The organism is Paenalicyclobacillus macrosporangiidus, assembly GCF_900116805.1.
GTDB lineage: Bacteria > Bacillota > Bacilli > Alicyclobacillales > Alicyclobacillaceae > Alicyclobacillus_H > Alicyclobacillus_H macrosporangiidus.
In genome coordinates this window covers 52,972-76,665 of the sequence record NZ_FPBV01000014.1, presented here as the reverse complement: position 1 = coordinate 76,665, position 23,694 = coordinate 52,972, and the positions used below count along the sequence as shown (strand labels likewise).

Here is a 23,694-nt window from a genome sequence, read left to right as displayed (position 1 = left end):
CGGATCGGCGCGAAGGGAGGAGTCCATGGTGCAGGAGGAACATCGCCCGGATGGCACTGGTCACCCAGGGGCCGAGGAGGACACCGCGTCCGATGACGTGCGTTCGCCGTCGGTGGCGGACGATGCGGAGCCCCCTGGCGCGGATCTGCCACCGTGGGCAGGGGCGGCCGACGGATACGGCATGTCCCTCGTCACGCGCGGCGCATGGCCGGTCTGGGCGCTAGGCAGTTTGGCGTTGTTCAGCGGGATCGCCATCGGCTGGTGGATTCACCGGCCGTCTTCTGCCAACGGTGCGTCTTCAGCGGTGTCCGCGCCGTCCGCGGTCGCACCGCCGGTGGCCCAGGATGCCGCGGCCAGTGAGGTGGTGGTGGACGTGCAGGGCGATGTGCGGCGGCCTGGAGTGTACCGGTTGCCGTCAGGGGCCCGGGTGGCGGACGCCGTCGCTGCGGCCGGAGGATTTCTTCATCCAGAGGACGCCCGCTGGATCAACGAGGCGGCGCCGCTGGACGACGGGCAGGACGTCGTGGTGCCATCGGCCGATTCGGGGGCGAGCGTGCCAGCGCAGGCGAGCCCGGCCGGCGGGAATGCGGCCTCATCCGGCGGCGCGGACCAGACCCGCGCGGCGAGCGCCGAATCCTCTGGTGCGGACGGTTCCGGGCCGGCCGCGGGCGGGCTCAAGATCGACCTCAACACGGCCGATCTCAAGACGCTGCAGACCTTGCCCGGCATCGGGCCGGCCAGGGCCAACGCCATCCTCACCTACCGGCAGCAGCACGGCCGGTTCCGGGCCGTCACGGAGTTGCAGTCGGTGCCGGGCATCGGGCCGGTGTTGTACGAACGGATCGCACCTTACGTGACCGTGGTGTCCTAGCGACTTGACGTGCGTACGGCAGCCGTTTCGTTGTCGCAGCGTGTGAACGCGCCAGCCAACATGGGAAAGGGGGAGCGGCGATGACCCTCAACTGGGTGACCGTCGGACTGGCACTGGTGCTGCTCGGTTCCGTGTGGCAGGGTTTCCGGCGGGGCTTCGCCATCCAGACCGGACACCTGGTCCGCCAGGGACTTCATGTGGCGATGATCGCCGCGTGCCTGTGGGCGGGGTGGCGTCTGACGGTATGGCTCGGGGCCTGGGTGAAAAGCGCCTCCCTGGCCGCGTGGCCACCCGTGTTGCGCGAGTTGGCGCAAGCCTGGCAGAGGGCCCCCAATGCGGGCAGCGCGATCGCGTTTCTGCTGTTGTACGGCGTGCTGGCGGCCTGTATCCAGCGCCTGTTGCGACCCCTGCCGGGCTTGCTCGTGCAGGGGATTCCTCCCGCACTCGGCCACCAGCGCGGCCTCGGCGCGGCGCTGGGCGTCGCCGCCGGCGTGGCGCGGATCTCCGTGTACGGGGCGCTGCTGTTTCTCGCGCTGCAGTATTTCACGCTCCCCGCCATCGGAAGGGAGGCCGCCGAGTCTGCCCCGTACCGCTGGTTGGCGGAGCGGGTGTACAATCCCTGGGTGCGCCCGTTCGTGGCGCGCGAGTTGCCCGTGCTGGCCGAAGGTGCCCTCCAGCCGCTCGCGAACAACATCAACCTGTTCGTCGTCCCCAGCCCGGGCGGACAGGCGCAGGGCGTCGTCATGGTACCGAAGGACATCGCCGACTTGGCCCAGCGCATCACCGCGGGGCAGACCACCGACCGCGGAAAGGCGAAGGCCATCTACGAGTGGGAGATCCACCATGTGTCGTACGACTGGCAGAAGTACGACGACTTCGTGTATCGCGGGCAATGGGATCAGCAGTCTCCCGAGCAGACCCTGCAGACGGGCAAGGGCGTGTGCGCCGACTATGCCTTGTTGTACGCCAACCTGGCCCACGCGAGCGGGTTGACGGTGAAGATCGACGAAGGCATCGGCGGTGCCGCGGGGCAAAGCGGGCCCCACGCATGGAACGAGGTGTGGGACGGCCAGGCGCAGCGGTGGATCCCGTTGGATACCACCTGGGGCAGTGAACAAGATGTCTGGTTTGACGCGCCTGGCTTTTGGCAGAGCCACCACCTGCAGACGGCCGTCCTCATCAAGGGGGACACCCGCTGATCCGGGTGGCCGCGTGGCAGGGGGTTGTGTGGACCCTGGTCTTCACCATGGTCGCGGGAGATCTCCTCAACGCGAGGGCGCCGCAGCCCTGGCCGCTTTGGCTGGGGTTGGGCACCCTCTTCGTGTGGGGCGGTATCGGCGCAGGTTGGCTGTGGGACGAGGCGGTGGAACGCATTCGGGCCGGTAGAGGGCGTCCGAACCCATCCCAACAGACGCGTGCGCGTCGGCAGCCCGCCGGGGCGGGGTGGGTCCGCCCGCACCGGAGGGGCATCCACCGAGGGGCTTGGTGGGGATGCCTGTTGGCATTGGCGTTCTGTTACGGTGCCTGGCGGGGCGCCGGCGCCCCGCAGCGCGCCGATGCGTGGTGCGGGCGCCCCCTGTCGGCCGAGGCGTCGGTCCAGACGGCATCCACGGGGAAATCGGGGCCGTGGTATCGGCTGCACCTGCAGCGGATCGGCGGACCTGGGGCCTCGACGCCCTGCGACGTCGAAGCGGTGTGGTTTCCGGCCGGGCCGGACGGTGCCCGCATCCACCCGGGCGATTCCGTCGTCCTCCGCGGCGTCCTCTTTCCCGATCCGCCTCGCACGCCCGCGGGATCGCTGGCCCGGCCCCAGTACCGTTTCGAGGGGACGGTGACCTCCGCTCCGCGCCACGGGAACACCTGGTCCAGCCCATTTTCCAGGGCAGGCGACGCCGTGGCGAGCGCCCTGCGCCGCACGGCCGGCTTGGACGCAGGGACGGCCGGGCTGGTGCAGAGCATGGTCTTCGGGGGATCGTCCCTTCCTGCCGGTCTCCAACAGGCCTTCTTGGCCGCCGGACTGCTGCACGTGTTGGCCGCGAGCGGGGCCAACGTGCTGATCTTGGAACGGGCGGCGACCTGGGCCGTGCGACCCCTGTGGCGGCGGCTGCGGATGCCGGCCTGGGGGTGGCCGGTGGCGTGGGTGACCGGCGTGTGGGCGTTTGCGGGCATGTGCGGGTTCTCCCCGTCCATCGTCCGGGCCGCCGCGATGTCCACGTACCGGATGGCGGCCCAATGGTGCGGCCGCCCGGTCCGCGTGTCCACCTGCCTTGCCGCCGCCGCCCTCATGATGGGGATTGCGGCCCCGGGAAGCCTGTGGGGCGTGTCCAGTGCCCTTTCCTTCCTGGCCACGGCGGGCGTGACCATGGCGTTGGCGGGCGCCGCCTCGGCGTCCTCTTCAGCCGGAGGCGGGAGGCTCCGGCGGGCGATGATGCGTATCCGGGTGGCGGCCACGGCGACCGTGCGTGCGTCGGTCTGGGTGGAGGCGGTCGTCCTTCCGGTCTCGGTCTGCGTCTTTGGGCAGTTGACGCCGTACGCTGTCCTGTCCAACGCGCTGGTGGATCCGTTGCTCGCCCTCCTGCTGCCGCTGGCAGCGGGGAGCATCGCGTTGGCGGTGACTGCTCAGGGGTTGCCGGTGCTGCGACCGGTGGCGGAAGGGTGTGGTGCCCTTGCCGCCCTCGGTGTGCATGGTCTGGTGGCCTGGTGTGATTGGGTCGCGGGGTGGCCTGGCGCGCTGTGGCGGTTTCCGCCCTGGCCCTGGGGATGGGCCGTCCCTTACTACACCGGGCTGGTACTCCTGTATGCGGGGCGGCGGCGCGGAATCCGGCGCGGAATCTGGCGCTCGCCAAACCGGCCGCGGGGCGGCGTATGGTATAATGATGCAGGCAAGTCGGCCGGATGGTAGAGCGGGAACAACTGGACGGCGGCGGCCGGATGTCCCCCTGCGAAGTGGACATCGTAAGAACAGCACCATTGTCCGTCGTCCACTGACACAGAGGCGTTGGGAGAGGGAGGCACCATGGCAGACATCCTGATTGTGGGGGCCGGATACGCGGGCATGATGGCCGCCACCGGCTTGGATCGGATTTCGGAACCGTTTACCCTCGTCAACAACCATGAATACCATTATTTTACCACGCTGTTGCACGAAGCGGCCGGGGGCCGTGGGGAGCCGATGAAATACACCGTCCCGATCCGGAACATGCTACGAAAGCCCACGTCCCGTTTCGTGCAGGACGAAATCGTGCGCTTGGATCGGGCACGCCGGGTGGCCGTCGGAAAAGCTGGCGAGTATCCGTACGAGTGGCTGGTGGTCGCTCTCGGCTGGGTGCCCGAGTACTTCGGCATCCCCGGACTGGCCGAGCACAGCCTCGTGCTGCGCAACATCGACACGGCGATTCAGATCCGCCGCCACATCGAGTCCCAGTTCGAGGCGTACAAGAACGACGGCGACTCGACGCATCTGCGGATCGTCGTCGGTGGCGCCGGGTTGACCGGCATCGAATTGGTCGGTGAATTGGTCGACTGGATCCCCGAATTGTGCGTTCGCTACGGGATCGACCGAACGGCGGTCGAGATCCAGAACATCGAGGCGATGCCCACCATCCTGCCGCAGGTGTCGCCGGAGTTGCGCGAGGTGGCGGCCCGCACGCTGACCGAAAAGGGGGCGCGGCTGCGGACAAACACAAAGATTGTCAAAGTGGAGGCGGGCGAGGTGCACGTGGAGGGAGACGACCCTGTGCGGGCGGGCACCATCATCTGGACGGGCGGCGTACGCGCGCACCCGCTGCTCAGCGAGGCGGGGTTCACGGTGGATCGGCGTGGGCGCGCCAAGGTGGACGCGTATCTGCGGTCCGTGGACGACGACCACGTGTTCGTCGGCGGCGACACGGCCTGGGTCGAGGACGAGCAGGGCAAACCGCTGCCTCCGACGGCCCAGTTGGCGACGCAGATGGGGCATTGCATCGCGGAAAACGTCAGCTCGGCGGTGCACGGACACCCGCTCAAGGTGTTCCGGCCCAGCCTGAAGGGCACCTTGGCCTCGCTCGGCCGCGAGGTGGGCGTCGGCAACATCGGCAGATTTCCGGTCAAGGGTTTTTTGGCAGGGTTGGCGAAGGAAGCGACGAAGGTCAAGTACTTCTGGGAGCTCGGCGGTCTGCGGCTGACCGCGGAGAAGACGGGCGAAATCGTGCATCTGACCTGATGGACTCCACCACCCCGGGCTTCACCGGGGTTTTTCGCATCCTGGCGCCCCTGCGCGGGGCGCCGAAGGAGGGACGGACGCTCGGTGTTGGATTGGACGAGCGCCATGAAGGCGGTGCAAGAGGGCGACGGGAGCGGGGTGTTCACGCTCGTCGGCAACGAACACGCGCTGGCCGAGTCGTTCATTCAGGCGCTCCGCAATCGCTTGGGAGACGACCAGGGGCCGGCCGACGTCCAGCGATTCGCGTTCGATGAACAAGGGTGTGACGACGCCGTCTTCGCCCTCGAAAGTTTGACCTTGTTCCAGGTTCGGCCGGTCGTCGTGCTGCAGCGCTGCACCGCGATGGCCACGGGAGGCCGGGCTCGCTTTGCCACCGACGCGCTGGAGGCGTATCTGGCCCGGCCGGTGCCGGGGCGGGCGCTGGTCATCACGGTCGAGGACAAACTGGACGAGCGAAAGAAACTGGTGAAGTTGGCCAAGCAGCACACCGTGATCGATTGCCATCCACCGAAGGAGACCCAGGCGCTCGCCATCCTGCAGCAACTGGCCGCCGCTGACGGGATGGACATCCGTCCAGCGGCCATGAAGGAGCTCTGGCGCCGCACCGCGAGCGTGTCGCAGGCCCTGCAGGAGATGCGCAAGCTGTGGATGTTTACCGGCGAGCGCCCCATCACCCCGGCGGACGTGGCGGAAGCGGTCGCCCCGCCGCTGGAGGACGACGTGTTCGCATGGATAGACGGCGTGGTCCAAGGGCGTGCGGAACGCGCATTCCGGGCGCTGGCGGACGTGCAGCGAAAGGGCGAAGACCCGCTGAAACTGTTTGCGCTGATTGCCCGCCAGATTCGCCTGATGTGGTACACGCGCGTCCTCGGCGAGCGAGGGATGTCGCACGCGCAAATTGCCGCCGAGGTGGCCGCGCATCCCTACGCGGTCCGCGTGGCCGCGGGTCAGGCGGCGCGCGTGCGCCCGGAGCGGATGGAGCGCTTGCTCACTGTCCTGGCTGACCTGGAGTTCGATGTGAAAAGCGGGCGGCGGGATCCCCAGCACGCCTTGGAGTTGGCGGTTCTGGCCTGCTGTTGACGGCTGTCTGGCCAGCGCATGCGATAGGGACGTGGACGAGGAGGGCGCAGGGATGGCGAGACGGCGGCTGTTGGTTCCCGAGGCGCGGGAAGCCATGAACCGGTTGAAGCAGCAGGTCATCGAGCAAAAACGCCAGGAAGGCGCCCTCGTCGCCGGCACCACCACCCAGGCGTGGCCGGCGCGTCCGGATGGGAAACCGATCCGACGACCGACGCACGGAGGGGTGCCCCGCCGGGCTGGGGAGGCCGATCCCGGCGTGGCGACCGCTCGGCAAGCCGGGAGGTTGGGCGGTGAAATCGGCGGGACGATGGTCCAGAGGTTGGTGCGGATCGCCCGCGAGGAACTGACGAAGTCCTCGCATCTGGCGAATCCGCAGCAGGTCCGAACCCTGCTCGGCCAGCGGACCGGTCCGGAGCCGGGCCGGTGAGCGGATCCGATCCCGTCGGAGGCTCGGACGCGGGGCCTTGGCCTCGGCTTTTGCATGGGGGAACAGTGCGATACAGACAAAAAACGACCCGCCAGGGGGTCGTTTTTTGTCACACCGAGAAGGTGCTCAGGCCTGCTGTGCTCGGCTGACTGCGTTGAACCGCCGGGTGAGGCGGGACTTCTTTCGGTTGGCCGCATTGCGGTGGATGATGCCCTTGGTCGCGGCCTTATCCAGCGCGCGCGTGGCGATGCGCAGGGTGATCTGCGCCTGCTCCAGGTCGCTTTGCGCGAGGGCGCGTTCAAACTTCTTGATGGTCGTGCGCAACGCCGACTTCAGCGACGCGTTGCGCAGCGTACGCCGTGCGGATGTGCGGACGCGTTTTTCTGCGGACTTGATGTTCGGCACAGTGCCACCTCCTTGCCACCCTCGATTGCAGACAAAGGTCAGTCTATCACATCGCCTGTGGAACTGCAATCGTGCTGTATACCGGACCGCCGGAGGCGGCAGCTTAAAGACGTGAAGATGAGGACGGGAGGCGGTCGGATGAAGGCAGCCCACCCATGGCTGCGTGCCCACGGGGCGCGGGGAGATGAGGATGGTTGGGGACAGATGGACAGCTACAGTCCGCGCACGGACCTGGCGATTGAGGCGCATGAGATGGCCCGCCGGCGGGCGCAGACCGTGCCGGGGGTGGAAGAGGAGACCGAGGCGCTCGACGGCATCCGCGTATCCCGGGTGCATGTCCGGGATCGACAGGGGGAGCAGGCGCTCGGCAAACGCGCGGGACGCTATGTGACCATCGAGGTGCCCGGTCTGCGGCGGCGGGACCCCGACCTGCAGCAGCGCGTGGCCGAACAGTTTGCGAAGGAGTTTGAACGCCTGCTCAACGTCCCCGAGCAGGCCTCGGTGTTGGTGGTCGGACTGGGCAACCAGCAGGTGACGCCGGACGCACTCGGGCCCAAGGTCGCCCAGAGGATGTTCGTGACCCGGCATCTGTTTCAGTACTTTCCCGATCTGCTCGACGAGGGCTACCGGACCGTCGCCGCTGTCTCCCCCGGGGTCCTGGGGGTGACAGGCGTGGAGACGACCGAGGTGGTGAAGGGGATTGTGGAGCATGTGCGGCCGGATCTGGTGGTCGCCATCGATGCCTTGGCGTCGCGGTCGCTCAACCGGGTCAACGCCACCATCCAGATCTCGGACACCGGCATCCAGCCGGGTGCGGGCGTCGGGAACAAGCGGAAGGCATTGGATGAACAGACGCTGGGTTGCAAGGTGCTGGCCGTCGGCGTGCCCACCGTGGTCGACGCGGCGACCATCGCCAACGATGCGATGGAGCTCATCCTGGTGAAGTTGAAGGAAACCGTGCCGGGTAACGGAGCCAGTCAGATCTTCGACCATTTCAGCCCGCAGGAGAAGTGGCAGCTCATTAAGGAAGTGCTGGATCCCCTCGGGAACAATCTGATGGTGACGCCGAAGGAGATCGACGAATTCATTGACGACGTCGCCGAGGTGGTGGCGCGAGGACTGAACCTGGCGCTGCATCCGTCCATGACGATGGAGGACGCGAGTCAGTTGACGCACTGACGGACGCACGGTGACGGGTCCATGGATGGGTCCTCGGATGGGGCCACGGATGGGGCCACGGACATGGGGCGTGGGGCCGCCGACGCGCTTCAGGGGCCCGTCTGACCCTCTGCCGGGGAAGGCAAATGCCGGCGAATCACGTGCCACAGGTGCCAGGATGCGCGACCCAGCGCCCACAGTCCGGCGCCGACCCCGAGGAACATCAGCGGCATGAACGGAAGGCTGTACCGGCCGTAGGCGAAGTACACCGAGTACAGGGCCGTGTAATACAAGAGCGTGATCATGACGAAGAGCGCCTCCCGGCGTCGGCCCCACCCGAGCAGGAAGGCGAGGATCCAGCCGAGGCACCCGGCCTGTACCAGGAGAGGCTGCACCCAGCGCATGGTCTCTTGCTTCACGCGCAGGATGGGCTTCCAATAAAACGGCCGATCCCAGAGGATCTCCGGCTTGACGGAGAGATAGCTGTGCAAGAAGGACCGTTTGTCCGCCTGCCACCACGCCTGAATCCTTTGCTCCGCCACCTGTTGCTCGGCGATGGACAGATTGAACGCGGAGATGCCGGGATGGGCCGCCTTGATGGCGTTCAATGTCTCCTGATAGGTCCCCGGGGGATACCCTTCACCCTGGAAGGTGCCGAGGAGCAGGGGGTCGCCCGATCCGTTGGTCAACGGAACGAAACGGTGGAACGCCAGCTCGTTGCGCACCCACCACGGGGCGAGGACTAAGCACACCACGACCGCACCGAGGAGGGCGTGCCGGGCGAGCGTGCGCAGGGGATAGCGGTGCGACAGGAGATACACCAGCACCACCAGCGGGAAGAGGGCGACCGTCGGCCGGAAAAACAATGCGAACAGATAGCAGCCCACGGCGGCTAGGAGATAGCGGGTGCGGCGCGTGCGCGCCAGGCGCATGCAGAAATAGACCAGCCAGGCGAAGCTGGCGGTGAACGGAGGTTCAGTGAGCAGCAGCGTGTCCGTCAAGATGCCGGGGACGTACAGAGCGCACCCGAGTGCCGCCACCAACCCTGCGGTCACCCCCCAGGCCTCGCGTCCGCACAGGTAGACGCCATAGACGGCGGCCACGCCAAACAGGCACATGACCCCCTTGGCGATCATCACGCCCCAGGGGCCCCACCCGAAGACCGCGAACACCGCCGCCAACAGCAGCGTGATGCCGGGCATCATGTGGGCGGTCGGCTCATCGGGCGAATGGTAGGTGAAGCGCCCGTACTGCAGGAGCCAGATGGCGCTGTGCATGTAGCCCACGTCGTCGCTGTTCAGGGTCAGGCTGAGGCGATACCGGACCAGCACCGCCGCCCGGACCGCCAGCGCCAACAGGAGGATGGCATATATCCAGCGTTCCCGGTTCAATTGCAGCCACGTTATCCACCGCTTCACCACGCGCAACGGCCTGCGTCCCCCTCCTCGTCCGATTCCCAGGCGAGTATAACACATGCCGCGGCGCGCGTCCCCTGGCGAGGGGCTACGAAGCCGTGCCCGTCCAACGGGAGAGGACCGATTGCACGTATTGCACGGTCTCCGGATAGGGGGGAATGCCGCCGTAGCGGTCCACTGCGGCCGGCCCGGCGTTGTACGCCGCCAGCGCCAGTGACACGTCGCCGCCATAGCGGGCGAGCAGTTGCGCCAGGTAGCGCACGCCGCCGTCGATGTTCTGCGCGGGATTGAACGGGTCGGTGACGCCGAGCATGCGTGCCGTGTCCGGCATCAGCTGCATCAACCCCTGAGCCCCCGCGGGGCTTTGGGCATCTGGACGAAAGCCGGATTCTTGGGCGATCACGCTCATCACCAAGCCGGCGGGAACACCGTACCGGGCGGCGGCCTGCGCGACGAGACCGGCCACGCTGCCATCTTCCCCCGGGTGTGCCGTTCCTGCAGGCTGGGCACCGGAACCCGTGGCCCCGGTCTGTTCTGCGGGTTTCGTTTGGCCGAGCGCATCTGGTGCCGGTGTCCCCGTTGCGCTCAGCCCGCTGGCCAGCGCGAGCCAGGTCCAGGCGGGAAGCCCCGGGAGTGCGGTTCCCAGCGCGGACGCGGAGAACCCTGGCAGGATACCGGAGAAGGTCAAGGGATCAAGCCCTGTGTCATCGCCGCCCGATTCGGCTGGGTCCAGCCCGGGCACGGGCAGTTGGGAGATCATCGATTGGGTCCACATCTCCCAGAAGGACGGGTCCGCGGGCAGCGCGGTCGTCCCGCCCGACGCAGGGGTCCGGCCGGCGGCCGAGCTTGCGGCGGACGCGGCGGAAGCGCCGCTCCCACGGGGACCTGGCGCCGTCAGCCCCTGGCCGGGACTGGGCGCTGCAAGCGGTGAGACCCGGAGTTCGGCGGTCATCCCAACACCCCCTTGATCATGCCTTTGGGTGCGACCATGCCGGCAGTGCATCGCCGGACGGTCTGTCCGTCCTATGCTGACGCTCATTTCGCCGCGTCCCCTCTCAATTCCTGCACCCATCTGCCGTCTCTCGTAACCTGGCAAACCGTCCGCTAGAGTGATAATTTGTCCGCTTCATTCATATACATCGGGCACAAAGGCGCACGAGGGCGAGGGATGTCCATGAAGAGCACGTGGATGCAGGTTCGGCGGTATGTGAAGCGGGGACTGGCGGGGGTGTTGTTCAGCCTGTTGGTGCTGGGCGCCAGCGCGGCGGCCCTGTCGATGGTCGCGGCGGGCATCCGCGCCCTGTCGGGACCGGCGGCGTTGCCGGCGGGACCCGTCGGCGCGTCCACCGCCGCACCAGGTGTCGCCGCCGGGGGAGACCCCGGGGCTCTGTCTGGGCAGTCGAGCCCGCTCTCGCCGGTGACCGCTGCGGGATCTCCAGGCCGGCTCGATTCGTGGGATCAAAGGCTGGCGGGGATGCAGAGCCCGATTGGACACACGCTCGATCGCGGCGGCGTCATCGTGGGGGTGCACGTGCAGGACGCTTTCGGACGCCTGCTGTCCGGCCTGCTCGAGACGTTGTTCTTGGAGCGCCCGGCGGCCTCCGGCGGGGGACAGCCGTGATGGAGGCCAGGGCGGAAGCGCAACGGATGTCGTGGCTCACGTTGGCGCTGTGGGTGGAGACCGCCTCGCTGCTCTGGATTCTGGCCGAAGCCGCGCTGAGCGGATTTGCGGCGGTGCGCGCGGGCAGTCTGGCCCTGTCGGCGTTCAGCGCCGACAGCGGCATTGAGTTTGTCTCCGGGGTCATCCTATGGGTTCGCCTGTGGTGGGAGCGGGGCCATCCGGACCATGGGTGGGTGGATCGCGTGGAACGCGTCTCCTCCGCCCTCGTGGCGGCTTGCCTGTTCGCCCTCGCGGGGTTCATCTCGTTTCAGGCCGGGCAAGCGCTGGCCCTGCGCTCGGGGATGCTGGAGAGCCCACTCGGGTTGGCGGTGGCCGTGGCGTCGAGCCTGATCACCCCTTGGCTGGCGCTCGTCAAACGCCGCCTCGGGCGCAAGCTGCACAGCCACGCGCTGCTGGGGGACGCGGCGTGCAGCATGACCTGCGCCTGCATGGCGTGGGCGCTCTTGGCAGGGCTCTTGCTGCAGCGAGCGTTCGGATGGTGGTGGGTGGACGCGGCCGCCGCCCTTGGCATCATCGCATTTGTCCTGCGGGAGGCGTTGGAATCGGCTGAGGCGGCACGGTCGGGCGCTCCGCACCTGCACCATCATCGTTCGGATCCCGCGTCCGAACCCCCTTCGGCGAACTTGTGAACCCGCCCGTTCGCCTCCCCCTTGCCTTCCCGTCTCCGGCGGGGAGGCGTTTTCTCTTTTTTTCGGCTTGTCTCTCTTGATTGTTTTCAAGAAATGGTTTGCAATAGAGGGCAGACGCAGGGACGCCCGGCCACGCCGCCGCCGGGGTCTCGGATGGTGGGAGGGGTGCGCGGTGCACGACGATGGGATGGCACAGGCCCGCGCGGCACGGACGACAGGCTCCGCCCGCCCCTGGGTTCAGGCGGGACTGCGCCGCGGCCTGTACGGGCTGATCTTGTTCCTGGTGCTCCTGTCCGCCGCGTCCCTGCCGCGGCACATCCGCCCGCCGCGCGGCGGCGTCCGCGACACCTGGGGCGACAACATGCTGAGCGCCCTGTCGCTGTTCGTCCATCCGGCGGCGCCGGCGCACCGCCAGGCGATTCAGGATGCTCTCGGGCATTTGCCATTGACCCTGGGGTTTGTCGTCTTCGCGGTGGTCGGGGCGTACGGGTTCGGCATCCTCAAAGGGCTGTGCGACGTGTTCCTGGCGGCGCGATGGTACCGCGGCGTGCGGGCGGTGTGCTGGGTGGTGGACGCCCTGCCGCTGTTCGGCCTCGTGATCCTCGTCGAGATGGGGACGTTGTTTTTGCGCATGTTCTGGCGTGGCGACCCGGTGCCCATGCTCCCCGACGAGACGTTCTGGGGCGGCACGGCTGTGTGTGCCGTGATGCTCACCTGGGCACCCGGGATGTACGTGGCGCGCGTGCTGGCGGTGACGCTGCGCCAACAGTTCGGCGAGCGGTACGTCCTCACCGCTCTCGGCAAAGGGCTGCGCTGGCGGGAGGTCGTCTTCCGGCACATTCTGAAGAACGCGCTGCCGAAGCTGGCCATCGAGCTGCCCACGGTGTACACGATGGCGATGAGCGGCCTGGTGGCGGTGGAATTCATCGGTATGCGCCAGCACGGGGCCGTCTTCGGCGCGCTTCAGGCGCTCGGCCACACGGGGCTCGGGTTCAGCACCCTGTGGACCTCGCCAGGCGAATTTCAAATCGCGGCGCTCACCGCCTACCTGACGATTTTCACGCTCTTCACCGCGGTGATGCGGGGAATCGGGTGGTGGGCGGAGCGCCGGTGGAGATGGATGATGGGTGCCTGAATGGTTGAACGCGCGCACCGCCGCAGGGGCGATCCTCACCTTGGCCATCATTGGAATGGGCGCGTATCCCCAGGCGTGGGTCCACGTGTCCCCCTACGCCCAGGACGTGTGGCACGCGGCCACGGCCAGCGCGCCGCCCTTTCCGCCCTCTCGCCTGCATTGGCTCGGCACCGACCAGGACGGGCACGACCTGTTCGCCCGCATCCTGTACGGCGCCCTGCCCACCTTGCGCGATGCGACCCTGTTGGTATTGGCCATCTGGGGGATGTCCGGCGCCATCGCGTTGTTGCGGGCGGTATGGCATGTGCCTCTGCCGTTGTTCGATCTCGCGGCCGGCCTGATGTCTCTCGTGCCGCCCATGCTGGTCGCGCTGCTCTTGTTGGAGGCGCCCGGCATTTATTTCTCTGCCCGCCTGAGCCTTTGGTACTACCTGGTCATCGCGCTGCTCGAGAGTGCGCGCTTCGCCCCGACCCTGGAGGGCGACCTGCGGCTCATGCTCGGCCGCCCGTTCATCGAGGCGGCGCGGACCACCGGGTGCGGGCCCGTGCGCATCCTCGTTCGCCATGTGTGGCCCTGGTGGCGGCCCTATCTCGCCGAGTACCTCCCCTTGACGTACGCCCGCGTGCTGGCGGTGATGGGAGAGCTGGCGTACTTCGGGATCTTCAGCCATCTGCGCCTCATCCGGACCGACAACGCCGTCGTCATCGACACCCGGCAACTGGACTGGCCGGCGTTGATCGGCGCCGCCAGCCAGCACTGGTTTTCCGACCCGGCGCCCGTCCTGTTTCCCACTCTGGCCCTGTGCGTGCTGATCCTCGGGCTGCGCCTGATGGCGGCCGGGTTGGCGCCGGAGCCGGCGCGGGGCGACGCCAGTTGGGCACCATCCGCCTGGCCGCGGGGCAGAGACAGAAGGAGGCGCATGGCCGGCGGACCCGGCGTCGGGTGGCGGCGCCGGCCCGGCTGTGCTACGCTGTTGGCGGACAACCGGGGAGTGGAGGCACGACAGTTTGAAGATCGCGGTTCTGATTCCTTGTTATAACGAAGAACCCACCATCGCCAAGGTCGTCTCGGACTTTCGCAGGGAGCTGCCCGAGGCGGACGTGTACGTGTACGACAACAACTCTCGCGACCGCACGGCGGAAGTGGCGGCCGCCGCGGGCGCTATCGTCCGGCGGGAGCCGCGCCAAGGGAAGGGGAATGTGGTGCGCTCGATGTTCCGCGGGATCGATGCCGACGTGTACGTCATGGTCGACGGGGACGACACGTATCCCGCGGAGTTCGTGCACGACCTCATCGCACCCATCGTCCGCGGCGAGGCGGACATGGTCATCGGGGATCGGCATTCCAACGGATCGTACACGAAGGAAAACAAGCGTCCGTTCCACAACTTCGGCAACAACCTGGTGAAGTGGCTGATCAATGCGCTCTTTCATTCCGACCTGCGCGACATCATGACCGGATACCGGGCGTTCAACCGGCTGTTCGTGAAGAACATGCCGGTGGCCAGCGAGGGGTTTGAAATCGAGACGGAGATGACGCTGCACGCGCTGGACAAGAAGTTTCGCATCGTCGAGATCCCGATTGATTACCGCGACCGCCCGGAGGGCAGCTTTTCCAAGCTGAACACGTTCAGTGACGGCATGCGGGTGCTCCGGACGGTGTTCTGGATCTTTAAAGACTACAAACCGCTGGCGTTTTTCAGCACGGCGGCCATCGTGTTTTTCGTGCTCGGTCTGCTAGTGGGGGTGCCGGTCATCACGGAGTTCATCGCCACGCATCAGATCGCCAAGATCCCGTCTGCCATCCTGGCGGTCGGCTTCATGATGCTGGCGTCCATCTCGGTGACGTGCGGGTTCATCCTCGACACCATCGTGCGCCAGCACCGGGATGTCTACCAACTGCTGTTGAACAAGACGGAGTGAAGCGCATGAACTACCTGTTGGTCGCCGTGAACATCGCCCTGCTGGTGACGGGCCAGGCGATGTGGAAGATCGGAATTGCTTCCCTGTCGCTCCATGGCATTGGGGACCTGTTGCGGGCGCTGTTCTCTCCGTGGATCCTCGGCGGCGTGCTGCTGTACGGCGTGGCGACGCTGGTGTGGATCTATCTGCTCAAGCAACTGCCGCTGAGCCTTCTCTATCCGATGCAGAGCCTCGCCTACGTGGCCGCGGTGTTGGTGGCGCTCGTGTTTTTCCATGAAACGGTGCCGGTGACGCGCTGGATCGGCCTCGGGATCATCCTCATCGGGGTCCTGTTCGTGGCGCGCTGACGGAAACATGGGAGGGAACCGGAATGCGTCTGGTGGTCGACGGGGTCTCCAAGGTCTACCGGGATCGGCGCGGGCGTGAGACGGTCGCCCTCGACGACATCCATCTCACGGTGGCGGAGCAGGAGTTCGTCGCCATTGTGGGCCCGAGCGGATGCGGGAAGTCGACCCTGCTGTCGATGGTGGCGGGGCTCACCGAGCCCACCCGGGGTCAGATCTTTTTCGAGGGCGCCGCGGGGCGCAGTCCGCGCATCGGCGTGGTGTTCCAAGAGCACGCGCTGTTCCCGTGGCGGACCGTTCAGCGGAACGTGGAGTTCGGCCTGGAGCAGTTGGGAATGCCGAAGCGGGAGCGCAGTGAGCGGGCCCGCGAGATGATCCGCAAGGTCGGGCTGCAGGGATTCGAAGACAAATACCCGCATCAACTGTCCGGCGGCATGCGGCAGCGGGTGGGAATCGCCCGCGCGTTCGTCATCGAGCCCGACGTGTTGCTGATGGACGAACCGCTGTCCGCACTCGACGCGCAGTCGCGCCTGATCATGCAAGAAGAGCTGTTGAACCTGTGGGAATCGGTCCGGCAGAAGACGTTGTACGTCACGCACAACATCGAGGAGGCGGTGGCGCTGGCGGACCGGGTGGTGGTGTTGTCCCGCCGGCCGGGCCGGGTGGTGCGCGTGGTGGATATCGACGTTCCGCGCGCGGCCCGCAAGGCACCGGAGGCGCAGGTGAAGCTGTTGGGCTTCGCGGACGCCATCTGGCAGACCATTCGGCACGACGCAGAGCAGGCATTGGTGGAGGGATGACGATGTCGGTCGAAGGACAGCGAGCATTCGGCCGGTCGGAGGAGGTGCCGGAACGCCATCCGGTGCGCTACCGGATGGGATTCGTGGAACGGCGGGCCCCGGCGTGGATTGCGCCGGCGGGTGTCGTCGCTCTGTTGGTCCTGTGGCAGGCGCTGACGGGACTCGGCGTGATCCCGGAGGCGGATCTGCCAAGCCCTGTCTCGATTTTTCAAGCGGGTGTGCAGTTGGTGCAAAGCGGCGACCTGTGGGTGAACACGGGTGCCAGCCTGGGCCGCATCGCAGCGGGTTACGCGCTCGGAGCGGGCGCCGGCATCCTGTTCGGTTTGTGGCTCGGCTTCTCGCGCATCGCGGAGCGCGTCGGGCTCCCGGTGGCGGGCGCGCTTTACCCCATCCCAAAGCTGGCCATCATCCCCCTCCTCATCCTGTGGGTCGGGGCGGGCGAGGCGTCGAAGGTGCTGGTCATTGCGGCCGAGGTGATGTTCCCGGTCCTGTTCAACACGTACGCCGGGGTGCGGAACACCGACCCGTCGCTGCTTCGCGCGGCGGTCAGCTTCGGGGCGTCGCGCTGGACCCTCGTGTGGCGGGTGATCCTGCCGGCTTCCCTGCCGACCATCTTCGCGGGACTGCGCATCGGTGCAGGGTTGAGCCTTCTCATCCTGGTGGCGGCCGAGATGATCGGCGCGCAGCACGGCATCGGGGCGATGATTCTGCAGTACTCGTCGCTGATGCTGACGGCCGACGTCCTGGTCGGCGTGGTGGTGTTGAGCGTATTGGGCCTGGTCATCAGCCGCGGGCTGGCTTGGTTGGAGCGCCGTCTGTTGCCCTGGCAGGCGAATTGATGCCAGCGGGGCGCCAGCCCGGTGCCGGGGGCGCCTGCAGGGGGCGGCCCCGGCGGCGGTCCAGCCGCCATCTGTCGATCCTCTTGTTGAATCGAAGCAGAGATCGTATGATGATTCGAAAATCATCCAACACGCCGTGGAGGCAAGGGATGGGGCTCCGCCGTCGGGGCCCCAAGACAGAGGAGGAGTGGAGTGTTGAACAAGCGTTGGGTGGGTGCCGCGCTGGCGCTGGCGATGGTGGCGGTGGCCGGATGCGGCGCGTCTGGAGCAGGGACGTCCGGGGACTCGAACACCGCGAATTCGGCACCAGGGAATCCTTCGGCGGGGAGCAGCGGATCGACGGCGACCATTACCGTCGGGACGACACCGCTGGTCAGTTCGGCGCCGATTTTTCTGGCGGAGGACTTGGGATACTGGAAGGACCTCGGACTCGACGTGCAGCTGAAGACGTACGAGGCGGCCGGGGACATCGACGTCGCCACGGCAGCGGGCACCCTCGACGTCAGCGCAACCGGCATCACCGCCAGCCTGTTCAACCTGTGGGCGAGCGGCAAGAAGGAGTACATCGTCGCCGACAAGGGCCGCATTTGGCCGGGCCAGAAGTTCGAGGCGCTGGTGGCGAGCGACAAGGCGTGGAACGCCGGCGTGCACAGCGTCGCCGACCTGAAGGGCAAGCGGTTTGGCAATACGACGGCGGGATCGACCTTCGATTACCTGCTGGGGTCGATGCTGGCGTCGTACAACATGACGCTGGGCGACGTGCAGGAGGTGCCGCTGCACACCACGTCCAACATCGCGGCTGCGGTGGAGTCGGGCCAGGTGGACGCGGCGATTCTGCCGCAACCGGCGGCGAACAAGGAGCTGCAGAGCGGCAAGGCGCACCTCATCGCCTGGGTGGACGACAACGTCAAGGCGGACCTGCTCGTCATCGCCTACTCTCCCAATTTCCGCACGCACACGGACGCCGCCACCAAATTCATGGAGGGCTACCTGCGGGCGGTGCAGTTCTACAACCAGCACGTGTACGGGAACCACAACGCGGATGACCCGGATTACAAGAAGGGGCTGGACATCATCTCCAAGTACGCCAAACAACCGGCCGACGTCGTGAAGACGGAGCTGATTTACGTCGATCCGAAGGCGGAGGTCGATCCGGCAAACATCGAAAACCAACTGAAGTTCTATCAGGGCGCCGGCTTTGTCAAGGGCGACATCGACGTGGGCAGCATGGTCGACGACTCGTTCCTGAAGCAGGCGCAGAAACAGCTCGGAGGCGGGGCGTGATGCCTCGCCTGCGGGGGACGGCGGGGAGGGGATCCCTGCTGGGTTCGAAACAGAATGTTTTCTCTCGTCTCATTCTTTTGTCTCATGCTTATTTGGGGGATTCGCGGATGAAGTGAGGCGGCAGTCTTGAAAACGCTCGTGCGTTGGCTGGTCGTCGCGGTCGTGCTGGTTCTGCTGATTGCGTTTCCGCATGGTGCGGATCCGAGACCCCAGATCGCTCAGTTGAGGACCCCCGTTGTCTATTTTCGCTGGTCCGCCTACCTGGACCATTTGGAGGATTTGTGGCACCGAATTGCGCACGGATCTTTGGGCATGGACGTCATCCAGGGCCGTCCCGTGGTCGAGATTGTGGTGTCCAGTTTCGCGTCGAGCCTCGTCCTCGTGGCGATTGGGTTACTGATCACCATCGTGTTCGGTGTGGCCAAGGGGATCTACGATGGGGTCCGGGGACACCATGGGGGCCGGTTCCCGCTTTTGTCGTTCGGCCTGCAGTGGTTGATGGAGTCCCTCCCGGATTTTTTCATGATCCTCGTGTTGGAAATGCTCAGTTTCTACTTGCTGCGCCATCAGATCCAGGTGTCCTTCGTCGGAAGCCGAGCCTTCTGGTCGGGGACACTCGTGCCCGCGGTATTGATCAGCCTTGTGCCCGCCATGTACTTGGCGCGCATGGTACGAGGCGTGGTGGAGGAGCAACTGGAACAGCAGTACCTGGTCGCCGCGTACGCAAAGGGGTTGTCGAGGAGAAGGGTCATCGCCCGGCACGTCCTGCCGAACTGCCTTCCGGTGGTCTTGGAGAGCGTTGTGCCTGTCATCGGACTGCTGTTCTCCAACCTGGTGATGGTGGAGTATCTCCTCTATCGTCCCGGAGTGGTCTCCATGTTGTTCGAAGCTATGGGCAACAAAGGATTCGCGCCCATTTACACGCCCATTTGGCCAACCAACGACGTGCAATATTACCCCTATGACGCGCCACTGGTCTTCGGCGGCGTGCTCGCGTGCGGATTGGTGTACGGAATGGCGTGGGGACTGGCGAGATTGCTGTTGAGAGCCATTAGATATCGTCGGTCGTTCAACCCGTATGCCGCACCCTTGCGCGAGTCCAGCTGGAGATTCGGCGTGCCCTGGCAGATGATCGGCGGTGGCCTGACCCTCTTGTCGATGGTTGCACTGGGCGTGGTTGCGCAGTGGCTGCCGCTGCCACCTCCCGAACAGCAGGATGTCATCCACTTCGGTCCCAACGACACCATCACTGCGCCGCCGTTTCCGCCGTCACGAATCCATTGGTTGGGCACCGACGCCCAAGGGAGGGACATGCTCAGCCGTACCCTGCACGGAATCCTGCCCACCTTTGGATACGTGCTGATCCCTGTCAGCGGGATTGTGATGGCCGCCACCATTCTCGCACTCGTGTCTTCTGTGTGGCGGATACGTTGGGTTCGCGAGCTGGTCTTGACCTGGAGCTCGCTGGTCAGTGTCGTGCCCAGCGTCTTGCTGGCACTGCTCATTCTTCAAATTCCCGATGTCTATTGGTATGGCGTTCGGATTTCCCAAAATTCAATACATTGGGATGCGGTGCATCGGTGGGTGTACATGGCAATCATCGGTGTGATCGAGATCGGGCGTGCGGCGGATGCCATGGTCCGCAGGTTGGAGGATGCCGCCGCAAAGGAATACATGGAGGCCGCGGAAATCGCCGGCAACTCGGCGCTGACGAAATTGCTCATTCATCACTGGCGAGCTCTCGTGATGGTCATGCTGGAGCTGTTCGCCGTCGAATCGGGCCGCGTTCTGCTCCTCATCTCGACACTGGGGTTCTTCCAGTACCCCATCATGCCGAGCTGGCGGCTGGAATCCGTGTACTCCGCACCAGTCTGGGTGTTTTACCCGTCCTCATTGGACTGGACCGCGCTCGTGGCCGAAAACGCCCGCGATTTTGCCGCAACCCCGTGGGTGCTGGCGGGGCCCATCGTGTTCTTGACCCTCACCGTCATCGCACTGAACCTGTTGGTGACGGGCCTTCGAATCGTGGCGCAAACGGTGCCCCGGCGAGCGGGCGCCCCTCCCTTGGGGTGGAGGTACGAGGTGGTTCGGAAGATGTCGACCCGGACTGCGCCGTTTACGCTGCACGAGGAACAACGGACCAGATGAGCAGAAACGAATCCGTTGTCTCTGGCCGCACTGGAGTGATATAATCATGCCGCGTTTTGACGGGCTGCCGCGCCTGAGTGGGGCGCGGCGTATTTCGTAGGGGCCGCGCCGGGCAATCCGCACGGCGGGCGCCCCTACACGGCGGGAGGTGGCGCTCGGGCATGACGGATCGGCAGCAGAGAATCCGCAACTTCTGCATCATCGCACACATCGACCACGGCAAGTCGACGCTGGCGGATCGCCTGCTGGAGCGCACCGGAACGGTTTCGGAGCGGGAGATGCAGGACCAGTTGCTCGACCAGTTGGACCTGGAGCGGGAACGCGGCATCACCATCAAGCTGCAGCCGGTGCGCCTGTTCTACAAGGCGCAGGACGGCATCGAGTACGAGCTGAACCTGATTGACACGCCGGGGCATGTGGACTTCACATATGAGGTGTCGCGCAGCCTGGCGGCGTGCGAGGGGGCGTTGCTGGTGGTGGACGCCGCCCAGGGGGTCGAGGCGCAGACCTTGGCCAACGTGTATTTGGCCCTCGACAACAACCTGGAGATTCTGCCCGTGATCAATAAGATCGACCTGCCGAGCGCCGATCCGGAGCGCGTGAAACAGGAGATTGAGGACATCATCGGGCTCGACGCGAGCGAGGCGGTGCTGGCGTCCGCCAAGGCGGGCATCGGAATTGACGAGGTGCTGGAGCAGATTGTGCGCAAGGTTCCGCCGCCGCAGGGGGATCCGCAGGCGCCCCTGCAGGCGTTGGTGTTCGACTCCCACTACGACTCGTACCGCGGGGTCATCGTCTACATTCGCGTCGTCAACGGCGAAATCCGCCCCGGGATGCGCATCCGGATGATGGCCACCCAGGCGGAGTTCGAGGTGGTCGAGGTGGGCGTGTTCCGCCCGGGCATGACCCCGGTGGAGAGCCTGGCGGCGGGCGAGGTCGGGTACTTCGCGGCGAGCATCAAGAACGTGCGCGACACGCGCGTCGGCGACACGGTGACGGACGCCGGGCGGCCGTGTGCGGCGCCCCTGCCGGGATACCGCAAGGTGACGCCGATGGTGTTCTGCGGCCTGTACCCGGTGGACAGCGGCGACTACCAGGACCTGAGAGAGGCGCTGGAGAAGCTGTCGCTCAACGACGCGGCCTTGACGTTTGAGCCGGAGACGTCGAGCGCACTGGGGTTCGGGTTCCGCTGCGGTTTTCTCGGACTGTTGCACATGGAGATCGTCCAGGAGCGCCTGGAGCGGGAGTACAACCTGACGCTCATCACGACGGCGCCGAGCGTGGTGTACCACGTGTACCTGACGGACGGCACCCGGGTCGAGGTCGACAACCCCAGCAAGATGCCACCGGCCGAGCGCATCGAACACGTGGAGGAGCCGATGGTGACCGCTTCCGTGATCACGCCGAACGACTACGTCGGCGCGGTGATGGAACTGTGCCAGGAGAAGCGGGGCGTGTTCAAGGACATGCAGTACCTGGACCAGACCCGGGTCACCTTGAAGTACGAGCTCCCGCTGGCGGAGATTGTGTACGACTTCTTCGACCGCCTCAAGTCGTGCACGCGTGGCTACGCGTCGTTCGACTACGAGCTGGCCGGGTACCAGCCGTCCAACCTGGTGAAGATGGACATCCTGCTGGGCGGCGAGGTGGTGGACGCGCTGTCGTTCATCGTCCACCGCGACAAGGCGTATCCGCGCGGGCGGGCCCTGTGCGAGAAGCTGAAGGAGCTGATCCCTCGGCAGTTGTTCGAGGTGCCGATTCAGGCGGCCATCGGCAACCGCGTCATCGCTCGCGAGACCATCAAGGCGATGCGCAAGAACGTGCTGGCGAAGTGCTACGGCGGCGATATCACGCGCAAGCGAAAGCTGCTCGAGAAGCAGAAGGAAGGCAAGAAGCGGATGAAGCAGGTGGGCAGCGTCGAGGTGCCCCAGGAGGCGTTCATGGCCGTGTTGAAGATGGAGTGATGGGTATGGATGTGAACCGAGGCGGCCTGGCGGAGACGCCGCGGGAGCATCCGGCGGCGCGGGGGCGCCTGGTGGACACCCTGCACAGCGCGGTACCGACCTCGCTGTACGTGCACATCCCGTTTTGCGCCAGCCGCTGCCACTACTGCGACTTTACGACGTACGTGGCGCCACGGCCGGCGATGGACGCGTACGTCGTGGCGCTGGCAGAGGAATTCCGGCTGCTGGGCGAGGCGGCGACGGCCCCGCTTCAGACGGTGTTCTTCGGGGGCGGGACACCGACGCTGCTGTCGGCGCGCCAGTGGGAGCAGGTCTTCGCGGCGCTCCACCGGTGCTTTCGCCTGGCGCCCGGGGCCGAGGTGACGGTCGAGGCCAATCCGGGGACGGTGGACGCGGAGAAGCTGGCGCTGCTGCGCGAGGCGGGGGTCAACCGGCTCAGCTTCGGTGCGCAGACGTTCGACGAGCGCCTGTTGCTCGCCATCGGCCGCCTGCACGACGCCGATACCATCCGCCGCAGCGTCGTGATGGCCCAGGACGCGGGCTTCACGAATCTCAACCTCGACCTGATGTTCGGGCTGCCGGACCAGACCCTGAACGACGTGCACGAGAGCGTCCGGGAGGTCGTGCGGCTCGGGGTGCCGCACGTGTCGGCCTACTGGCTGAAGGTGGAGCCGGGGACCCCGTTTGCCCGCTGGCGGGAGCAGGGCCTGCTGTCGCTGCCCGGGGAGGACCTGGAGGCGGACATGTACGACCTGGTGCTCGAGGAGTTGGCGGCTGCGGGCTTCTGCCATTACGAGGTCAGCAACTTCGCCCGGCCCGGGCGCGAGGCGCGCCACAACCTGGTGTATTGGCGCAACGAGCCGTACTGGGCGGCCGGTGTGGGGGCGCACGGCTACGCGTTCGGGCGGCGCTACGAGAACGTCCGCGCCCTCCAGGAATACGCGGCCCGCGTACGGGCCGGGCGGCGGCCCTGGGAAGTGGATCACGAGGTGTCGGCCGCGGAAGCGGCGGAGGACACCCTGATGCTGGGGCTGCGCCTTCGCGAAGGGGTGTCGGCGGAGCGGTTTTGGCTGCGGCACGGGGTGCGGATGGAGGAGGCGTTTGCCGGCGTGATCGATCCGCTTCTCGCCCAGGGGCTGCTGGCCTGGCAGGAGGGCCGTCTGCGCTTGACGGAGCGGGCGTGGCAGGTGGCGAATGTGGTCTTCGAGCGGTTTGTCGGGGCTCTGACCGAGGACGAGGCGCCCCTCGACGTCAATTGACAATTTCCATCCGAGTTGCTATGTTCGACTTGAGTGAGTTTAGCACTCGTTCCGAGTGAGTGCTAACAGACTTGGCGCCGCGGCCCGGACGGCGGCCGCGGGGTTCGGGCGCGTTCAGGAGGTGCACGGCGG

General features: G+C 66.5%; 22 protein-coding genes. 19 read left to right on the top strand and 3 right to left on the bottom strand.

The window, feature by feature from the left end; translation table 11 throughout:
• Positions 1–28 precede the first annotated feature (28 nt).
• The 6 genes from BM357_RS12270 (at position 29) to BM357_RS12245 (ending at position 6,579) form a co-directional block, all read left to right on the top strand.
• Positions 29–871, top strand: coding sequence for a ComEA family DNA-binding protein (locus tag BM357_RS12270; RefSeq protein ID WP_175511519.1), 843 nt, complete (start codon positions 29–31; stop codon positions 869–871).
• A gap of 80 nt (positions 872–951) precedes the next feature.
• Positions 952–2,070: a transglutaminase-like domain-containing protein gene (locus BM357_RS12265; RefSeq protein WP_074953723.1), complete on the top strand. Its 1,119-nt coding sequence runs from the start codon at positions 952–954 to the stop codon at positions 2,068–2,070.
• Between the two features lie 26 nt (positions 2,071–2,096).
• Entirely contained in the window at positions 2,097–3,773 is a 1,677-nt protein-coding gene (locus BM357_RS12260; protein WP_139234700.1) for a ComEC/Rec2 family competence protein, read from the top strand.
• A 114-nt stretch (positions 3,774–3,887) separates the two neighbouring features.
• Positions 3,888–5,072, top strand: a complete 1,185-nt coding sequence (locus BM357_RS12255) for an NAD(P)/FAD-dependent oxidoreductase (RefSeq protein ID WP_074953718.1) — start codon at positions 3,888–3,890, stop codon at positions 5,070–5,072.
• Between the two features lie 84 nt (positions 5,073–5,156).
• Positions 5,157–6,152 (top strand): DNA polymerase III subunit delta, encoded by a 996-nt coding sequence (gene holA / locus BM357_RS12250; RefSeq protein ID WP_083430473.1) that lies wholly within the window; start codon positions 5,157–5,159, stop codon positions 6,150–6,152.
• A gap of 52 nt (positions 6,153–6,204) precedes the next feature.
• Positions 6,205–6,579 (top strand): alpha/beta-type small acid-soluble spore protein, encoded by a 375-nt coding sequence (locus tag BM357_RS12245; RefSeq protein ID WP_074953715.1) that lies wholly within the window; start codon positions 6,205–6,207, stop codon positions 6,577–6,579.
• A 126-nt stretch (positions 6,580–6,705) separates the two neighbouring features.
• Here BM357_RS12245 and rpsT read toward each other — a convergent pair whose 3' ends face one another.
• Positions 6,706–6,984, bottom strand: coding sequence for a 30S ribosomal protein S20 (gene rpsT, locus BM357_RS12240; protein WP_074953711.1), 279 nt, complete (start codon positions 6,982–6,984; stop codon positions 6,706–6,708).
• Positions 6,985–7,122: 138 nt separating this feature from the next.
• On the opposite strand from rpsT, the gene gpr reads away from it, so the two are divergent.
• A complete protein-coding gene (gene gpr / locus BM357_RS12235; RefSeq protein WP_342741626.1) occupies positions 7,123–8,163 on the top strand; it encodes a GPR endopeptidase in 1,041 nt (346 codons plus the stop codon).
• A gap of 89 nt (positions 8,164–8,252) precedes the next feature.
• Here gpr and BM357_RS12230 read toward each other — a convergent pair whose 3' ends face one another.
• Positions 8,253–9,563 (bottom strand): ArnT family glycosyltransferase, encoded by a 1,311-nt coding sequence (locus BM357_RS12230; protein WP_245783981.1) that lies wholly within the window; start codon positions 9,561–9,563, stop codon positions 8,253–8,255.
• Between the two features lie 82 nt (positions 9,564–9,645).
• Complete coding sequence (locus BM357_RS20725; protein ID WP_425426547.1) at positions 9,646–10,509, bottom strand: lytic transglycosylase domain-containing protein; 864 nt, start codon at positions 10,507–10,509, stop codon at positions 9,646–9,648.
• Between the two features lie 216 nt (positions 10,510–10,725).
• Between BM357_RS20725 and BM357_RS12220 the strand changes: the two genes are divergently transcribed.
• From BM357_RS12220 to hemW, 12 genes are all read left to right on the top strand, one after another.
• Positions 10,726–11,178 (top strand): hypothetical protein, encoded by a 453-nt coding sequence (locus BM357_RS12220; protein ID WP_074953708.1) that lies wholly within the window; start codon positions 10,726–10,728, stop codon positions 11,176–11,178.
• The gene (locus BM357_RS12215) at positions 11,178–11,867 is read left to right on the top strand and encodes a cation efflux transmembrane domain-containing protein (RefSeq protein WP_074953705.1); all 690 of its coding nucleotides are present in this window, start codon (positions 11,178–11,180) and stop codon (positions 11,865–11,867) included. The genes BM357_RS12220 and BM357_RS12215 overlap by 1 nt, the downstream gene beginning before the upstream one ends.
• A 172-nt stretch (positions 11,868–12,039) precedes the next feature.
• A complete protein-coding gene (locus BM357_RS12210) occupies positions 12,040–13,002 on the top strand; it encodes an ABC transporter permease subunit (RefSeq protein ID WP_074953702.1) in 963 nt (320 codons plus the stop codon).
• Positions 12,995–14,041, top strand: a complete 1,047-nt coding sequence (locus BM357_RS12205; protein WP_074953699.1) for a hypothetical protein — start codon at positions 12,995–12,997, stop codon at positions 14,039–14,041. Before BM357_RS12210 ends, BM357_RS12205 begins: the two co-directional genes overlap by 8 nt.
• Entirely contained in the window at positions 14,010–14,924 is a 915-nt protein-coding gene (locus BM357_RS12200) for a glycosyltransferase family 2 protein (RefSeq protein WP_074953696.1), read from the top strand. Before BM357_RS12205 ends, BM357_RS12200 begins: the two co-directional genes overlap by 32 nt.
• 5 nt (positions 14,925–14,929) lie before the next feature.
• On the top strand, positions 14,930–15,271 hold the full coding sequence (locus BM357_RS12195; RefSeq protein WP_074953823.1) for an EamA family transporter: 342 nt from the start codon (positions 14,930–14,932) through the stop codon (positions 15,269–15,271).
• 23 nt (positions 15,272–15,294) lie between these two features.
• On the top strand, positions 15,295–16,068 hold the full coding sequence (locus tag BM357_RS12190) for an ABC transporter ATP-binding protein (protein ID WP_074953693.1): 774 nt from the start codon (positions 15,295–15,297) through the stop codon (positions 16,066–16,068).
• 2 nt (positions 16,069–16,070) lie between these two features.
• Positions 16,071–16,907 (top strand): ABC transporter permease, encoded by an 837-nt coding sequence (locus tag BM357_RS12185; protein ID WP_245783977.1) that lies wholly within the window; start codon positions 16,071–16,073, stop codon positions 16,905–16,907.
• A 195-nt stretch (positions 16,908–17,102) separates the two neighbouring features.
• Entirely contained in the window at positions 17,103–18,191 is a 1,089-nt protein-coding gene (locus tag BM357_RS12180; RefSeq protein WP_139234699.1) for an ABC transporter substrate-binding protein, read from the top strand.
• 126 nt (positions 18,192–18,317) lie between these two features.
• Positions 18,318–20,339, top strand: a complete 2,022-nt coding sequence (locus tag BM357_RS12175) for an ABC transporter permease subunit (RefSeq protein ID WP_074953684.1) — start codon at positions 18,318–18,320, stop codon at positions 20,337–20,339.
• Between the two features lie 161 nt (positions 20,340–20,500).
• On the top strand, positions 20,501–22,303 hold the full coding sequence (gene lepA, locus BM357_RS12170; RefSeq protein WP_074953680.1) for a translation elongation factor 4: 1,803 nt from the start codon (positions 20,501–20,503) through the stop codon (positions 22,301–22,303).
• A gap of 5 nt (positions 22,304–22,308) precedes the next feature.
• Positions 22,309–23,562 carry a radical SAM family heme chaperone HemW gene (gene hemW / locus BM357_RS12165; RefSeq protein WP_083430471.1) on the top strand — a complete coding sequence of 418 codons (1,254 nt, stop codon included), beginning with the start codon at positions 22,309–22,311 and terminating at the stop codon, positions 23,560–23,562.
• Positions 23,563–23,694 lie beyond the last annotated feature (132 nt).

Bases quoted from the DNA above. Each gene is read 5' to 3' on its own strand.
- BM357_RS12265 (WP_074953723.1), top strand. From the start codon at position 952: ATGACCCTCAACTGGGTGACCGTCGGACTGGCACTGGTGCTGCTCGGT.
- BM357_RS12255 (WP_074953718.1), top strand. From the start codon at position 3,888: ATGGCAGACATCCTGATTGTGGGGGCCGGATACGCGGGCATGATGGCC.
- BM357_RS12245 (WP_074953715.1), top strand. From the start codon at position 6,205: ATGGCGAGACGGCGGCTGTTGGTTCCCGAGGCGCGGGAAGCCATGAAC.
- gpr (WP_342741626.1), top strand. From the start codon at position 7,123: ATGAAGGCAGCCCACCCATGGCTGCGTGCCCACGGGGCGCGGGGAGAT.
- BM357_RS20725 (WP_425426547.1), bottom strand. From the start codon at position 10,509: ATGACCGCCGAACTCCGGGTCTCACCGCTTGCAGCGCCCAGTCCCGGC.
- BM357_RS12220 (WP_074953708.1), top strand. From the start codon at position 10,726: ATGTCCATGAAGAGCACGTGGATGCAGGTTCGGCGGTATGTGAAGCGG.
- BM357_RS12215 (WP_074953705.1), top strand. From the start codon at position 11,178: ATGGAGGCCAGGGCGGAAGCGCAACGGATGTCGTGGCTCACGTTGGCG.
- BM357_RS12195 (WP_074953823.1), top strand. From the start codon at position 14,930: ATGAACTACCTGTTGGTCGCCGTGAACATCGCCCTGCTGGTGACGGGC.
- BM357_RS12190 (WP_074953693.1), top strand. From the start codon at position 15,295: ATGCGTCTGGTGGTCGACGGGGTCTCCAAGGTCTACCGGGATCGGCGC.
- BM357_RS12185 (WP_245783977.1), top strand. From the start codon at position 16,071: ATGTCGGTCGAAGGACAGCGAGCATTCGGCCGGTCGGAGGAGGTGCCG.
- lepA (WP_074953680.1), top strand. From the start codon at position 20,501: ATGACGGATCGGCAGCAGAGAATCCGCAACTTCTGCATCATCGCACAC.
- hemW (WP_083430471.1), top strand. From the start codon at position 22,309: ATGGATGTGAACCGAGGCGGCCTGGCGGAGACGCCGCGGGAGCATCCG.